This is a genomic window from Anaerosacchariphilus polymeriproducens (assembly GCF_003363435.1).
GTDB lineage: Bacteria > Bacillota > Clostridia > Lachnospirales > Lachnospiraceae > Anaerosacchariphilus > Anaerosacchariphilus polymeriproducens.
Genome location: NZ_QRCT01000020.1, coordinates 76,833 through 92,486, shown reverse-complemented (window position 1 = coordinate 92,486; position 15,654 = coordinate 76,833). Strand labels below are relative to the sequence as shown.

General features: G+C 33.1%; 19 protein-coding genes. 16 read left to right on the top strand and 3 right to left on the bottom strand.

The window, feature by feature from the left end; all coding sequences use genetic code 11:
* Nucleotides 1–288 precede the first annotated feature (288 nt).
* The gene (locus tag DWV06_RS08790; protein WP_115481814.1) at nt 289–1,200 is read left to right on the top strand and encodes a hypothetical protein; all 912 of its coding nucleotides are present in this window, start codon (nt 289–291) and stop codon (nt 1,198–1,200) included.
* A gap of 66 nt (nt 1,201–1,266) precedes the next feature.
* Nucleotides 1,267–2,139 (top strand): aminoglycoside 6-adenylyltransferase, encoded by an 873-nt coding sequence (locus DWV06_RS08785; RefSeq protein ID WP_115481813.1) that lies wholly within the window; start codon nt 1,267–1,269, stop codon nt 2,137–2,139.
* A gap of 239 nt (nt 2,140–2,378) precedes the next feature.
* Here the strand turns inward: DWV06_RS08785 and DWV06_RS08780 are convergent, their stop codons facing one another.
* Entirely contained in the window at nt 2,379–3,515 is a 1,137-nt protein-coding gene (locus DWV06_RS08780; protein WP_115481812.1) for an alpha/beta hydrolase family protein, read from the bottom strand.
* A gap of 140 nt (nt 3,516–3,655) precedes the next feature.
* Here DWV06_RS08780 and DWV06_RS08775 point away from each other — a divergent pair, with 140 nt between their 5' ends.
* From DWV06_RS08775 to DWV06_RS08725, 11 genes are all read left to right on the top strand, one after another.
* A complete protein-coding gene (locus tag DWV06_RS08775; RefSeq protein WP_115481811.1) occupies nt 3,656–3,988 on the top strand; it encodes a TetR/AcrR family transcriptional regulator in 333 nt (110 codons plus the stop codon).
* The gene (locus tag DWV06_RS08770) at nt 3,976–4,200 is read left to right on the top strand and encodes a TetR-like C-terminal domain-containing protein (protein WP_115481810.1); all 225 of its coding nucleotides are present in this window, start codon (nt 3,976–3,978) and stop codon (nt 4,198–4,200) included. The genes DWV06_RS08775 and DWV06_RS08770 overlap by 13 nt, the downstream gene beginning before the upstream one ends.
* 285 nt (nt 4,201–4,485) lie before the next feature.
* Nucleotides 4,486–5,895 carry a VanZ family protein gene (locus DWV06_RS08765; protein WP_115481809.1) on the top strand — a complete coding sequence of 470 codons (1,410 nt, stop codon included), beginning with the start codon at nt 4,486–4,488 and terminating at the stop codon, nt 5,893–5,895.
* Nucleotides 5,896–6,085: 190 nt separating this feature from the next.
* Nucleotides 6,086–7,213 carry a helix-turn-helix domain-containing protein gene (locus DWV06_RS08760; protein ID WP_115481808.1) on the top strand — a complete coding sequence of 376 codons (1,128 nt, stop codon included), beginning with the start codon at nt 6,086–6,088 and terminating at the stop codon, nt 7,211–7,213.
* A complete protein-coding gene (locus DWV06_RS08755) occupies nt 7,206–7,409 on the top strand; it encodes a PLDc N-terminal domain-containing protein (RefSeq protein WP_115481807.1) in 204 nt (67 codons plus the stop codon). Before DWV06_RS08760 ends, DWV06_RS08755 begins: the two co-directional genes overlap by 8 nt.
* Before the next feature lies 1 nt (nt 7,410).
* On the top strand, nt 7,411–8,313 hold the full coding sequence (locus DWV06_RS08750; RefSeq protein ID WP_115481806.1) for an ABC transporter ATP-binding protein: 903 nt from the start codon (nt 7,411–7,413) through the stop codon (nt 8,311–8,313).
* Complete coding sequence (locus DWV06_RS08745) at nt 8,310–9,080, top strand: ABC transporter permease (RefSeq protein ID WP_115481805.1); 771 nt, start codon at nt 8,310–8,312, stop codon at nt 9,078–9,080. The genes DWV06_RS08750 and DWV06_RS08745 overlap by 4 nt, the downstream gene beginning before the upstream one ends.
* Nucleotides 9,081–9,170: 90 nt before the next feature.
* A complete protein-coding gene (locus DWV06_RS08740) occupies nt 9,171–9,758 on the top strand; it encodes a PadR family transcriptional regulator (RefSeq protein ID WP_115481804.1) in 588 nt (195 codons plus the stop codon).
* A gap of 88 nt (nt 9,759–9,846) precedes the next feature.
* Nucleotides 9,847–10,653 (top strand): flavodoxin family protein, encoded by an 807-nt coding sequence (locus DWV06_RS08735; protein ID WP_115481803.1) that lies wholly within the window; start codon nt 9,847–9,849, stop codon nt 10,651–10,653.
* A 131-nt stretch (nt 10,654–10,784) separates the two neighbouring features.
* Complete coding sequence (locus DWV06_RS08730) at nt 10,785–11,351, top strand: GrpB family protein (RefSeq protein ID WP_115481818.1); 567 nt, start codon at nt 10,785–10,787, stop codon at nt 11,349–11,351.
* Nucleotides 11,352–11,366: 15 nt separating this feature from the next.
* Nucleotides 11,367–12,137: a nucleoside phosphorylase gene (locus DWV06_RS08725; RefSeq protein ID WP_115481802.1), complete on the top strand. Its 771-nt coding sequence runs from the start codon at nt 11,367–11,369 to the stop codon at nt 12,135–12,137.
* A gap of 55 nt (nt 12,138–12,192) precedes the next feature.
* Here the strand turns inward: DWV06_RS08725 and DWV06_RS08720 are convergent, their stop codons facing one another.
* Together DWV06_RS08720 and DWV06_RS08715 are read right to left on the bottom strand one after the other, a co-directional pair.
* Nucleotides 12,193–12,420, bottom strand: coding sequence for a heavy metal transporter (locus DWV06_RS08720; RefSeq protein WP_115481801.1), 228 nt, complete (start codon nt 12,418–12,420; stop codon nt 12,193–12,195).
* Nucleotides 12,421–12,438: 18 nt separating this feature from the next.
* Nucleotides 12,439–12,648, bottom strand: a complete 210-nt coding sequence (locus tag DWV06_RS08715; RefSeq protein ID WP_115481800.1) for a cold-shock protein — start codon at nt 12,646–12,648, stop codon at nt 12,439–12,441.
* A 217-nt stretch (nt 12,649–12,865) separates the two neighbouring features.
* Between DWV06_RS08715 and DWV06_RS08710 the strand changes: the two genes are divergently transcribed.
* From DWV06_RS08710 to DWV06_RS08700, 3 genes are read left to right on the top strand one after another with little or no spacing between them, the layout of a single operon-like run.
* A complete protein-coding gene (locus DWV06_RS08710) occupies nt 12,866–14,134 on the top strand; it encodes an ArsB/NhaD family transporter (RefSeq protein ID WP_115481799.1) in 1,269 nt (422 codons plus the stop codon).
* Between the two features lie 34 nt (nt 14,135–14,168).
* Nucleotides 14,169–14,633, top strand: a complete 465-nt coding sequence (locus DWV06_RS08705) for a hypothetical protein (protein ID WP_115481798.1) — start codon at nt 14,169–14,171, stop codon at nt 14,631–14,633.
* Between the two features lie 2 nt (nt 14,634–14,635).
* Nucleotides 14,636–15,640, top strand: coding sequence for a Gfo/Idh/MocA family protein (locus tag DWV06_RS08700; protein ID WP_115481797.1), 1,005 nt, complete (start codon nt 14,636–14,638; stop codon nt 15,638–15,640).
* The last annotated feature ends 14 nt before the right edge of the window (nt 15,641–15,654 follow it).

Here is a 15,654-nt window from a genome sequence, read left to right as displayed (position 1 = left end):
TTATCAAAAATGGGGTACATAAAAACTTTAAATATGTAAAAGTAGTTGACTATAAATAAATATTCGGCTAATATATACATTTATTATTTAGCCAAAAGGAGAGACACAAAAATGTATAAATAGAAGTTTTGAAAGTGTTGTAATAAATTAATTAAACATTGGATAATTTGAATAAACGTGTACTTTTATAAGTGAGCCAGATATCTTTTTCTATATTCATAAACAGACTGTGTTAATTGACAAATTACAGTATGCAAATTTTAGCTTTTCTTAACAATGGAGGATAAAATGGTTATAAATAAAATTGATGAAATTGAATTCCAACTAAACAGAAAAATAGACTTTTCTTGGTTGAATAAGTATGGAAATGCTTTTTCGGTAATCGATCAGACGGGTTCAGGATGTCTTTGTGTAGGAATACAAGATAAAGTTGATAAGTATTTCTGTAAAATAGCTGGAGTTGGTACAGTTAATGCAGAGGTTGCACCACTAGAGGCAGTAAATATACTAAAAAAATCTGTTCAACTATATCAAAATCTCAAAAGTCCTAATTTAATAGAGATGGTTGATGCATATCAATATAACGAGTTTTTTATTGCAGTTTTCAAATGGTCAGAAGGAGAATGTCTATTCGATCATTGGAATTTTGAAAAATATAAAAATAATTCCAGTCTTAAGAGTCCTGCAGAACGGTTTAAAAAATTGGATGCAAAAAGGAAATTAAAAGTAGTAGATGAAATTTTTACTTTTATGATAAACGTATCTAAGCATAATTATGTAGCGGTCGATTTTTATGATGGAAGTATTTTATATGATTTCAAAAACGATGAAACAACTTTTTGCGATATAGACTTTTTTAGAAAATCACCAGTGATTAATAACATGGGAAGTGATTGGTATGGAACAAAACGGTTGAAATCTCCAGAGGAATATATATTTGGGGATATAATTAATGAGGTTACGAATGTATTTACGATAGGTGCTTTGATTTTTGATTTTTTTGGAGATTTTGACAGTGAAGATATTTTGAAGCGTTATAATGATTGTTGTTTCTATCCGTCTACATTAGAAAAATGGTCATTAAATGAAAAGAGTTACAACGTTGTGATTAAGGCAACAAAACAAAAAAGAGAGAACAGATATCGAACTATAAGAGAATTTTATGCAGCGTGGAGTGATGCTTGTAATGGAGATATTTAAAAAAGTTGGTAGAATGCAATTATTTATAGCGGAAAATAATTTGAATACAGTATCGGAGGTGTAAATTTGAGAACAGAACAAGAAATGTATCATTTGATTTTAGAAACAGCCAATCAAGATGAACGTATTTTGGCAGTATATATGAACGGATCCAGAACAAATGTTAATGTACCAGAAGACATATTTCAGGACTTTGATATTGTCTTTGTTGTTAATGAAACGGCTAGTTTTATTAATGATAAAATTTGGATTAGAAGGTTTGGTGAAATTTTATATATGCAGTATCCAGAGGAATCACCATATTATCCGAGTGATAAAGAGAATTTCTATGGGTGGTTGATACAATGTGATGATGGAAACCGAATTGACCTGCATGTTGAAACGGTAAAGCATGCTCAAGAACATATTGGGGATGACAAGCTTTGTAGAATTCTATTAGATAAAAAAGCAATTCTTCCTGATGTGCATGAGTCAACGGATAGAGATTATTGGATAAAAAAGCCAACAAATGAGCAGTATTTAAACGTTTGTAATGAGTTCTGGTGGTGTTTGAATAATGTTGCGAAGGGATTATGGAGAGAGGAGATAACATATGTGCAGGATATGGTGAATTTTCATGTGCGGAAGCAATTAGAAAAAATGTTATCTTGGAAGGTGGGAATACTTACGGATTTTTCGGTTAGTATTGGAAAATCTGGAAAGTATATGTATCGATGGATTGATAAACAGGAGTGGGAAACTTATTTGTCTACATATTTTACAGGTAGAGTTTCGGAATCATGGGAAGCAGTAATGACTATGTGTAATTTGTTTGAGCAGACGGCACTTTATGTTGGCGAACTATTAGAATTTAAATATAATGAGATAGAAGGAAAGAATGCAAGAGGATTCTTAGAACATGTGAGGTTTCTTCCGAAAGATGCGAAAGGAATTTATTAAATAGAAAGTCGAAATGTAAGTATGTGGTAATTAGGTTACAATAAAAGATCCATTTAGAAAACCTTTTGTACTTATTCCGAACGCATATAAGACTCTTATGCGCTATATAGAAGTGAATCAACTAAATTGTATTGTGGATAGTGAAGTCTTGTCATGCTTTGAATGGGAATATAGTATGGATGGAGTCGTGTATATGGATATATTTCTTGCTGTTGAATCTTAAACATATCGAGATTGCATTAGTTCTCGATATGTTCCATCCAATGAAGTACTTCATCTATAGCTAACTGATAGTTGCCAGTCTGGCAATGTTGTTCACCCCCTTCTGCCTCTGTAAACATCCTTGTGGAAAGGCTTTTTGCATACTTGATCTTACTTGCCAAATCGTAAAACTGATTATTGGGTATATAATGATCTTTTTCACCGGCAAGTAGTAGCACATGACAAGTAAGCCGATCACATACGTTTTGAGGTAGATGGTGTTTTAATAACTCTCTGTAAAAATCATATGGTGTTTTTGTACCGGTAATATACATTCCCTGTGCCATTGCCCAATCAGCGATTAAACTTTTCTTCCTGAGAAATTCAAGAAGTTTGTTTGCTGCTTTTTCTCTTTGTTGTAGAACAAAGTTTCTTACCATATATTTAAAAATTAGAGGAAACATATCAGTCATGCAGAGAAAACCGTTTTCAAGAACATCATATGCGACCACTGCGTTGATTCTAGGTTCAAAAGCAGCGGCTCTGACAGCAAGATATCCGCCCCAGGAGATACCAATCATAGTACACGATTTTACATTATAATAGTCGAGTACACAAGAAGTAGGACTTTCCCAGTCAGCCATAAATGTGAGTCCATTTTTTAATGTTTTTCCCTGTCCTCCACCTTCAAATAGTATCACCGTGTATCCGTTATTTGTAAAGTCCATTAATGCGGGTACAAACTCTTCAATAAAGGAATCGTAACCACCACAAATCAAAAGAATACCTCTTTCATTATCACTTTTAAAATAGAGGCTGTGCATTTTTGAGCCCATAAAAGATATTTCATTAATATTATAGTTTAGAGCCATTTGTTGAAATGCTAAATGAAAATATTTATAAGATTCTTCAAACATATTGTTTTTCTGTGGATGGTCTTCTTTAAGAAAGAATTCAGCCATTCTGTAAGCATAAGCTGCACGCAAATACTGGGAAGTATCCTTATATTGTTCTCCAAGAGAAGACCATACTTCGAACCATGCAGATAAGTCTTTGATTCCTCTGGTTTTTTCAAGGATAATTTCTGTATCTCCAGCTTTTTCTCCATAGGTTAATACTCTGTTGATCTGAAAATCAAATTGTTGTATTCCCGTTATATTTTTTATGTAGGTCATATAATATTCCTCCATTCCTAATGTGTTACAATTGACGCATATCTCAAAAGTTATTATAATAAATTAGCATGAACTTAACAATAGAATGCTTTATTGTGCTACATTTTGGTATGAATTGAGACATTTATGGAGGAAAATAAATGAACAAAATGAATTATAGAATTGCTTTACAATCCAAAAAAATGCTGACGAATGGATTAATTAAGCTTATGGAAACAAATGATTATTCAATGATTACGGTGACTCAAATCTGCCAAGAAGCGGAGTTGTCACGTCGGACGTTCTATCGTTTGTTTGAAACAAAAGAAGAAATCTTAAATGAGCATATGGCTCTTCTCGCAGAGGAATTTATGAATATGGTAACCGAAGCAGCTCCACGACACTACATTGAAGTTGCTACAATTTATTTTGAGTTTTGGAAACAGCATGAAGTTTTTTTAAAACTGCTTAAAAAAATAAAATGCTTGAATTGATTTATCGTACAGCTGGAGAGATAGCTCCTGTTATTTTTCAAAATGTTAAACCAGATGTCCAGGTTGATGATGAAGTACTTTCATTTTCGTTATCTTATAGTCTTGGAGGTTTGAATGGACTGCTAATTAAATGGGTAGAAGAAGGAATGAAAATGTCATCAGAACAAATAAAATCAATTTTAGAAGGAGCACTTCGAATTGCTATGATTTAATTTCATTAAGATTACGGGAGGTTTTATGTATATTTTTTCCAAAAACTATGATAAAATAATAAATTAAAGTCAGCGAAAAGCACTTAAACCAAGAATATTAAAATTTTCAGTTCTTAAAAGTGGATTTGACATAAAAAAGATGAAAAAAACAGCTAAACAGGAATCTTTTAAACTAGATCATAGCTATTCACATAATCCACTCAGGCAGGGAGTAAAAGATTATTTAAATGAGGATTAATTATAAAATAATAAGCTTATTTCGGTATCATTTTAAAGGGAGGTTATATGAGAATATCAGACTTAATTTCATTAGGAAAACAATATTTGCTTTTAGGTATTGTACTTGCAGTTGTTTTGGCTGTATTTATTTTAATAACGTACAGTATAATATATAAAAAAATCCTTAAGGGAAAGAAAAGAATCACTAGAGGTGCAATGTTATGGATTACAGTGTTTATTTGTTATCTGGTCGTAGTAACTGGAGTAACAATGTTAAGCAGGGGAAGCTGGTACGATAATGCTAAAGTACAACCACTCTTTTATTCGTATAAAGAAGCCTGGAATAGTTTTTCACTAGGTGAATGGAGAAATATAATATTAAATATTCTTCTTTTTGTTCCGTTTGGGTTCCTGCTTCCTTTAGGCATAAAGTGGTTTCAGAAATTTTGGAAAATATGTTTGGCAGGATTTTTGTTTACATTACTCATTGAGACATCTCAACTTCTTTTGAAGAGGGGAATATTTGAAGTGGATGATCTGTTTGATAATACCATTGGCACAATGATCGGATATGGCTGCTTTGCTATGGTATTATTAGTAACCTCATTAATAAAAAGAGAAAAAAAGTATGTGAAAAGAACAATAGCATTGCAACTTCCACTTATTATTGCAATTGTATCTTTTGTAACTATATTTGTTATTTACGCAAATCAGGAACTTGGCAATTTGAAAACTTCATGTATTGCAAAAGTAGATAGGGACAAGCTTGCCGTAAAAGCAGATGTAAAATACAGTACAGATCAAGAGAAACTTACAGTTTATAAAATAAAACAGTTAAGTCAGGAAGAAACATATCAGTTTGCTGTAGAATTTTTTAATTCAATCAGAGATGCAATAGATGAGAGCCGCAATGATATATATGATGAGACGGCAGTGTATTATAGTATTGGAGGATATTCTTTGTGGATTAATTATCTTGGAGGTACTTATAGTTTTACAGATTATAATACTGAGTTAGCAAAAACTACGATAAAAAAAGTAAACAATGCAACAGAAGAAGTTATTAAATCAGTATTGGAACAGTATGGTATTAAACTTCCGGAAGGAATCGTATTTTCAAATGATGAAGATGGAAATTATACTTTTACAGCAAAAGAACTTCTTATAGATGGTACCATGTATGATGGAACACTTTCCTGTAAATATTATGAAAATGGAAAAGTTGGAAGTATTAGATGGAACATTTTGAAGTGTGAACCCTATAAAGATTTTACTGTTATTTCAGAAGAAGATGCTTATAAAAAGATTTTAGAGGGAAAATTTAATAATACTTTTGAGAGTAATGAATTGAATATCCGAATTGGTCAGGCAGCTATTCAATATATGCCAGATTCAAAGGGATATTACCAACCTGTTTATGTTTTTGAAGCCGATATAAATGGAGATAGTACGGAACTTTTTGTTCCAGCAATTTAATGAATATGATGTTTTCCTAAAAAGATGTTTTCAATACTTAAAGGTATTGAGAACATCTTTTTTATTTGAAACTATAAAGTTTCCTAATGGTTGATTAAATATCACAAAGTATCGTACTGCTCCATTGTTTTTGGGATACTAGTTTCGTATAATATTATTAAACAAAAGCATTAGAAGGGAGAAAGCAGATATGCAATTACTTCATATGTCAGAAAATTTGGTAAAACTTCGTCATGATAGAAAAATTACTCAGGATGAAATTGCACTATTCCTGGGAGTAACAAAAGCTTCCGTTTCCAAATGGGAAAACAATCAAAGCATGCCTGATATTCAATTATTACCGCAAATAGCTACTTATTTTGGTGTGACCGTTGACGAATTACTTGGTTATGAACCGCAATTGAGTAAAGAGCAAATTCAACGTCTTTATCAGGAGCTTGCAGAGGATTTTGCGAATAAATCTTTTATAGATACGATGAAAAAGTGTAAGTTACTAGTTCACAAATATTATTCTTGCTATCCGTTTCTTGTGCAAATTTGTGTTTTATGGATAAATCATTTTATGTTAGCTGAATCTTCAAATCTGCAGCAAGAGATATTGAATGATACATCAAATCTTTGCGAGCGTATACTTCGGGAATGTAAAGTATTAGAGGTTTGTAACATGGCAAGATCTTTAAAAGCTGTGATAGACTTACAGCTTGGCAACTACCAAAATGTTATTGAAAGCTTAGAAGAAATTGTCACGACAAAAAATCTTTCTGCATCCAACGATTCGGTGTTGATACAAGCGTATCAGTTAGCAGGGGAAACAGATAAGGCAAAAAGCAGTGTTCAAATTTCTATGTATATTCATCTGGTTGAGCTTGTGGGTAATGCCGTTTGGCATCTTTCTGTAAATAACGAAAATCTTAATATTTGTGAAGAAACAATACGAAGGACAGATTGTGTTATTTCGACATATACTTTGGATAAATTACACCCAAATTCTGTAGCACAGTTTTATTATCAAGCGGCAGTTGTTTATGCCATACACAATCAGCAGGTAAAAGCTCTGGAACGACTTAGTCAATATGTACTTGTACTTAAATACCTTCTAATGGGGGACAATATCAATTTGCATGGAGACAACTATTTTAACGCACTTGATTCATGGTTTTCACAACTTGACCTTGGTTCTGCTCCACCGAGAAATAAAAAATTAGTCGCAGAAAATGCATTGCAATCTCTCGACCATCCGGCGTTTGTAATACTAAATAGTACTGATAAATTTCAGAGAATTAGAAAAAATATATTGAAGGAGGACTATCATGAATAAAATAATTGAGTACTTGCCATTTATACTTCCACTTATTATTGCCGAATTGGGGCTTCTAATTTATACAATCCATCATATTTTGACTCATCAGAATTACAAACATGGTAATCGTACAGTTTGGCTGATTATTGTAATCGTTGGTATGCAATTTATTGGGCCAATTCTATACTTTTTAATTGGAAGAGAGGATAATTGATATGGAAATGCTTACGGTATCTCATATTTATAAGGCATTTGGTAAAAAGAAGGTGCTTTCTGATTTAAGCTTTTCGGTGCCCGAAGGCAGTGTTTTTGGATTTGTAGGGCAGAACGGTGCAGGAAAAACTACAACAATGAAGACGATACTTGGGTTGATTGCTGCTGACAGTGGAGAAATCTGTATAAATGGAGAAAGTGTTTCTTATGGGCAGAATACGACGAACCGTTATGTTGGTTTTCTGCCTGATGTTCCGGAATTTTATTCCTATATGACACCTAAGGAGTATCTTGACTTTTGTGGTGAAATTACTGGAATGGAAACAAAAAAAATTAAGAGCAGAACTGTAGAGCTTCTTACACTCGTCGGATTGGAAAATGAGAATAGACATATTAAAGGCTTTTCCCGAGGCATGAAGCAGAGGCTTGGTATTGCACAGGCACTTTTAAATCAGCCAAAACTGCTTATATGCGATGAGCCTACCTCAGCACTCGACCCTATAGGCAGAAAGGAGATATTGGATATTTTGGTGTCTTCAAAAGAACAGACAACTGTGCTGTTTTCAACGCATATACTTTCGGATGTGGAACGGATATGTACTGAGGTAGCTTTCATCAATGATGGAAAGATAGCCATAAGTGGAACATTGGAGAAAATTAGAAATATGCACCCGGCAGCAGGTTTTGAAATCGAGCTTGAACATTCAGAAGACGCAGACAAGCTTCTTTCTGTCTTTTCGGGAGGCAAGAAATTAACCGAAAGGCACTTAACTTTCAATGAATCAGATGAGCTCAAGATGATAGAGGTATTAGGTTTTATTGTCGAACAGAAACTTTCATTGAAAAAAGTTGAGCGGTTGGAAACTACACTGGAATCTTTATTTTTGGAGGTGGTTGGCGAATGAAAACATTTTTTGCTTTTTTGAAAAAAGAAAATATGGAACTTATCCGGTCGGGTAGGCTGGCATTACTTCTTTTGCTTTTTGTTCTTTTCGGTATTATGAATCCGGCCATTGCAAAAATGACGCCATGGTTGATAAAAATGATGGCAAGTTCTTTGGAAAATACAGGGTTACTTATAACAGAAATAAAAGTTGATGCTATGACTTCATGGACCCAATATTATAAAAATATCGGTATGTTACTTATCATTTTTGTCTTATTTGTAAGCAATACCTTAACGAAGGAATATCAAAAAGGAACTTTAATTTTGGTTTTGACTAAGGGATTGTCACGTTTTAAGGTTGTACTTGCAAAGACAGTAGTAAATATGTTGCTTTGGACACTTTGCTACTGGATGTGTTTTGGGATTACTTATGGATACAACGCATATTTTTGGGATAACAGTATTGCGTTACATTTATTCTATGCTGCATTCTGCTATTGGTTGTTTGGAATATGGATACTGTCACTTGTTGTTTTTTTCTCATCAGTTACACAAAGTAATACGTCTGTATTGATTGGGACTGGAGGCATCATAATTGTGCTGCGCTTGCTAAGTATGTTCTCAAGTACAAAAAAGTATTTGCCAATTAAACTTATGGAAGGTTTCTCATTGTTGACTGCTGATGCTTATGTAAAGGACTATAATATTGCCGTTATTATAACAATAATCTTTTCGTTGGTTTGCATAGGATGTAGTATTATTAGCTTTAATCGAAAAATGATCTGATCTCAAATAGATATTTAGGTAATAAAGTGCTTGACAGTATCCAACATTGGATATATAATTTGTTTAAATTAATTTAGAAAGGCATAAATAATGGTACAATTACTTATTTTATATTTTTTTAGTCTAAAAGCAACACATGGTTACGAAATACAGAAATTTATTCAACTTAACCATATGGATGAATGGAATAATATTCAATCAGGATCGCTTTATTATGCTATACGAAAGCTTGAACGAGATGGTCATATTTGTTTCGTTGAAAAATTTGGTGAAGGTGAAAAGAAGAAACAAATTTATAAAATAACAGAAAAAGGACGAGAAATGCTACATATTCTTGCATTGGAAGAAGCCCGGAAGCCTTTACAGAGTATTTCTTGTGAAAAGTTTTTATTTTACCCAATAGCAGCAAGTTTAACTAAGAATGAACTGGTTGAATGTATTACAAGTCAACAAAGTAAATTGCAACAGAAGATGAACAATATAAACCAATGGTATAAAGAAAAAGAATCCAGTGGTTGTGCAATGGAATTTGTTACTTTAGAATATATGAAGACATCTATTGAGAATCAATTAAAGTGGCATCAAGCTTTGTTAACGCATATTGATGAAACAATTATGGCAGCACAAAAGATTTCAGCGCTAATTCAAAAAATTGACTATATGACCTATACGCCTTAGATATGCTATACATTATTCCGCAACTGTATTGATGCGGAATAAAAAAATACGCCACTATCCAACGTTGGATATAGAAAGGAATTAAAAAATGAAGATTGCAGTAATTATAGGAAGCCCAAGAAAAAAAGATAGTTATATGATTTGCAAAGAGGTTGAGCAACAGCTTAATGATTATCAAAAAGAAATTGAGTTTGACTACATTTTTTTAAGTGAGAAAAATATTTTGGATTGTAAAGGATGTAGTATTTGTTTTCAAAAAAGTGAAAAACTATGTCCCTGCAGAGGTGATGATCTTGATTCTATCATTAAAAGGCTGGTTTCAGCTGATGCAATCATAATTGTAAGTCCGGTCTATGCGTATCAAGTGACTGGACCATTGAAAAGATTCATCGATCGGACATCTTATTTTTTTCACAGGCAAGAGCTTTGTAATAAGTCAGCACTTATTGTTGTGACCACAGATGGAGGCGGTAGTAAGCAGGTATATAGATATCTAAAAATGATCCTTTCAGGTTGGGGAACAAATATTATAGGAAATCTTCAGGTTATTTCTTCTATGTATTTTAAAGATAGAAAGCCTAAGAGTGCTTTTGGTTATGACGAATACTATCATGAAAAGAAACATAAGCAAATTGTGTCGATTTCCAATCTATTTTATAATAGCTTGACGTCAACAAAAATAAGAATTCCTACTTTTTATGATATCTTTATATTTAATTGTCTTCGCAGTAAAACGTATACTTCCAGTGTTGACCGTACATATTGGGAGGAAAAAGGATGGATTAATGCAGATTATTTTTATAGTGTTCATCTGTCTCCTTTAAAAAAACTTTTTGGTCGTGTGGTAAAAGGATTTATTCATATGGCAGGCAAAAGGTATTTGAAAGAGTCATAAATCTTGCATATAAGTTATTTGAGTATTTCGTTGAGAATAGGGCGTAAAAGAGATAGAATTATATGGGGGTAAAGAGTATAATAAAATTTATGTACATAAAAGTCAGAAATTGTGGAGGTGATTATCAATATATGGGGAAGAAACTTTCAGAAATGAACTTAGAAGAATTATGGCACTTGTTTCCTATATTTTTAACAGAACATCAAGGTTGTTGGAAAGATTGGTATAAGGAAGAAGAAAAGCTGTTGAAAAGCATATTGCCAGAAAATCAGATTCTACAGATCAACCATATTGGAAGTACTGCGATCGAAGCAATATGGGCAAAACCAATCATTGATATTCTTGTGGAAATATCGAAAGAATGTGACATGTCCGGTATAAAACAAATTTTAGTTCAGAATGGTTATACCTGTATGCAGCAAATGGAGAATAGAATTTCTCTTAATAAAGGCTACACAGAGAAGGGTTTTGCAGAAAAAGTTTTTCATTTACATTTGAGATATATCGGAGATAATAACGAACTATATTTCAGAGATTATCTTAATGAACATTCTGATATTGCCATAGAATATGAAGAACTAAAATTGTGTTTGTGGAAGAAGTATGAGCATGATCGTAATGGATATACAGATGCAAAGACAGAGTTTGTTGCAAAGTACACAGAAGCAGCAAGGAAGAAATGTGGTGACAAAATATAGACAGGGGATGAAAGCATGGCATTGATAAAAAATGAATTTCCAATATTAGAATATGATACAGATAGTAAAGCATTAATTATGCCAGGTCATCACTGGGATTACAAATTTTGTGAAAAGGCAGTAATGCTCTTTATGGAAGCTGAAATAGAAGAATTTGTAGCTACACATGATTGCGAGATAGTTGGAAAACTTGAAAGTATAACTAAAAAATTCTATGTTTATAAGACGATACATAATGGAACAGATATTGTATTTGTTCAAGCACCACTTGGAGGTGCTGGAGCAGTTCAGATTTTGGATCAGCTTATAGCAGGAGGAGTAAATTATATTATAGCAGCCGGATGCTGTGGGGCGTTAGTGGAAGATATGGAAGGTGATTTTTTTATACCGACAGCAGCTTTAAGACAGGAAGGAACCTCCTATCATTATGTACCACCTACAAGAGAAATTGAACTTGATGAACAGCCTATTTTAGCATTAGAAAGAACACTGAATAAAGCTGGTTTGAATTATAAAAAATGTAAGACTTGGACAACGGATGGGTTTTATCGAGAAACAAAAGAAATGGTTCTTTATCGAAAGAACGAGGGATATTCGGTTGTGGAAATGGAATGTGCTTCAATGGCAGCTTGCGCGCGAATGCGAGGTGTTGCGTTTGGTCAACTATTGTTTACAGCAGATTCATTAGCAAATGTAGACATGCATAATATAAGAAATTGGGGGCTTAATACATTTACAACAGCAATGGAATTAGCGATGAATGCAGTGACGGAATTGAAAAGCTAAAAAGTCGGATGTTTTCAATCCTAACAAGTTTCGAAAACATCCTTTGTGCATATAACTATAATGAATCATCACAAATTTTACCGGATATTTCACAACCGACATTTTCTATACAAGATTTAATTGTATTTTCATCAGTTGTTTGATTGTATCCGATTTCAATAGAACCTCTTCCAGCATCGATATTAACCATAGAAACTCCTTCTATTTTATCTAATGCATTTTTTAACTGAGTTTTAATCTCAGAATTTTGTACGCCTGATATATTATAATGTATTTTGTTCATAAGATAACTCCTTTAAAATCAAATTTTTTGGACATTAAAAGCAGATAATCCTTTTGCTTCTTGTCTAACGTCAAAATTAACAGATTCACCCTCGTGTAAATCTTTATTATGCGTTTTTTCTTTCACTTGTGAATGATGTACGAAAACATCTTGGCCGTCGTTTGTTGATATAAAGCCGTAGCCTCTTTCGTTATCAAACCATTTGACCACACCTGTATTTTTAGACATGCTGTGAACCTCCTTGCAATACGTTTCAAAGATAGTATCTCCTTTTTATTAGTATATTAGTAAAGGAAATAGTTACAAACTATTTTCAGGCACATTGTGGAATGCAATATGAAAATATTCCAGTGTCGATTAAAAAATACAATCGAATAATAGAATTTTGAATGAGCTTGTGCTATAGTAAAATTTGTAAAAAAATAAAATAAAAGAAGGTAATATTATGACAGAAGTTCAAATTATAGCCATTGTAATATTTTTAGTTACAATGACTGCTATAATGACGGAAAAGGTACACAGATCGGTTGCAGCTATTGCCGGGGCTGTATTACTGGTAATCTGTAGAGTACTTACGGCAGATCAAGGGATTGAAGCAGTAGATTTTAACACAATCGAAGTTTTGACCGGAATGATGCTGTTTGTAGCAATAGTTAAACGGTCCGGTATTTTTGAGTATATAGCCATTAGAACAGCAAAGTTATCGAGAGGCAATCCGTGGATCATTATGGTAATGTTTATGATTATAACAGCAGTATTATCGGCATTTTTGGATAATGTTACGACTGTTCTGCTGATAGGTCCGATGACAATTGCAGTAACTGGAATACTTGAGCTGAACCCAATTCCATTTTTGATAACGCAGATTATGGCTTCTAATATAGGTGGAACAGCTACATTGATTGGTGATCCACCCAATATTATGATTGGTAGTGCTGCAAACTTTAGCTTTGTTGATTTCATTATTAATACTAGTATAGTAGTTCTATTTGTACTACTTGTAATTATTTTTCTATTCTATATTATCTATGGTAAAAAACTGAAAGTTACTGCCGATAAAATGGAAAAAATTATGATGTTAGATGAGAAAAAGACAATAAAAAGCTTTTCTCTAATGATTAAAAGTATTATAGTTATGATATTAGTTGTAGTTGCTTTTATATTACATGATACATTGGGTATAGAATCCGGTATCATTGCACTGACAGCAGCAACGATCATGTTATTAATCGGAAAACAGGATCCGGAAGCAATTATACTAAGTGTGGAATGGTCAACGATTCTTTTCTTTATGGGATTATTTATTGTAGTTGGAGGACTTGAACAAACAGGTGTTATAAAAATGCTTGCAAATGGGATTTTATCGCTTACAGATGGACATCAGATTATGACAATGATTATGATACTTTGGATATCAGCAATCGTATCCTCATTCTTAGACAATATACCGTTTGTTGCAACGATGATTCCTTTGATACTAACTATGCAAAGTAGTGGTATGCAGGTAACTCCTTTATGGTGGGCATTGTCTCTTGGAGCTTGTCTGGGTGGAAACGGTACTCTGGTAGGAGCGTCAGCCAATGTAGTTTTATCCGATATTAGTAAAAAGAATGGGTATCCTATTACATTTAAATATTATTTTAAAAGAGGATTTCCGCTTATGCTCGTATCTATATTAATTGCAACAGTTTTTTTGGTTTTAAAATATAATTAGTATTAATTATTATATATCTGAAGGAGGAATTTTCATGCAAAAAAGCAATGTGAATGGTGATGTAATTGATATAATGCTTTGTCAGCTGGGGGCTAAGGAGATTCATAACTTTTTAAGTACAATGCATATTGTCAGTTTTGATTTGGGTGATGGTTTAGAAATTGTTTATGTATTTAACATTACAAAAGGAAATAAGTATTTTTTGCAACGAATGAAACCATATTCTATGGTTGAGGGCAAGTATGTTAGTTATATGGAAATAATCGAATTTATTACGCAGGATATTTCTAAATTCAGAAAGGCCAAAAAAATAAATAATGCAGGTATTTTTCTAAAACTTGCAGCAGAAATGGAACAAGTAAAGGAACGAATTGAGCAGATATTTTTAAATTATGATGTATCTGCTGAGGACTTCAGAGAAATTCTAGATGAATTTAATGCTCTACTAGAACGGATAGAAATTACAAACAAAAAGTCTGATAAGATTGAGGAAGATTGATTATGAAACTTGGAATTGTTGGTTCAGGAAAAATCGTAAAGGAATTTTTACCTTCCTTAGTTACATTACCGGATATTGAGGTAAGGGGTATTTGTGGGACACCTCGGTCAATTGACAAAGTCAGACAGATGTGTTTCCAATACCAATTGCCTTGTGCAGTTAAGGAGTTTGAAGAATTACTTGCTTTAGGAATTGATACAGTTTATATAGCTGTCCCTAATTTCCTTCATTATTCATATTGTGATAGAGCTTTAAAAAGCGGGCTTAATGTAATTGTAGAAAAACCGATAGCAAGCAATAGAAAAGAAACGAATACGTTAGCAGAACTTGCAAAGAAAAATAAACTTTTTTTATATGAAGCAGTTACTACTACATATTTAAGCAGCTTTAGAAAAATTCAGGAATGGCTTCCCCAAATTGGTACGATAAAAATAGTTTTGTGCAATTACAGTCAATATTCTAGCCGTTATGATGCGTTTCGTCAGGGTGAAATCATGCCGGTATTCGATTCAGAAAAATCGGGTGGTGCCCTGATGGATTTGAATTTGTATAATTTGCATTTTGCGGTAGGACTATTTGGTATGCCTAATGATGTACAATACTTTGCGAATGTGGAACGTGGCATTGATACAAGTGGAATACTTACAATGCAATATCCTGGATTTCAGGCTGTCTGCATAGCAGCAAAGGATTGTGAGAGTGAGCCTTGTTATATGATACAGGGAACAGGTGGTTACATTAAGGCTAATCGGCCTTCGAATCAAATAGGGGCTGTTACAATTCATAGAAACGATGGGACAGAAAAAACTTTTGAAAATTTGGAATGGAAAAACAGGATGGTACCTGAATTTAAAACATTTATAGAAAAAATCCGGTTGGGAGATTTAGAACATTGTTATTCAAAATTGGATGAAAGTATTGCAGTAAGTGAAATTCAGACCAAAGCAAGATTGCAGGCGGGAATAGTTTTTCCAGTGGATAGATTTGAGGGGCAGGACCGATTGTAAAAGGTTCTGCCCTT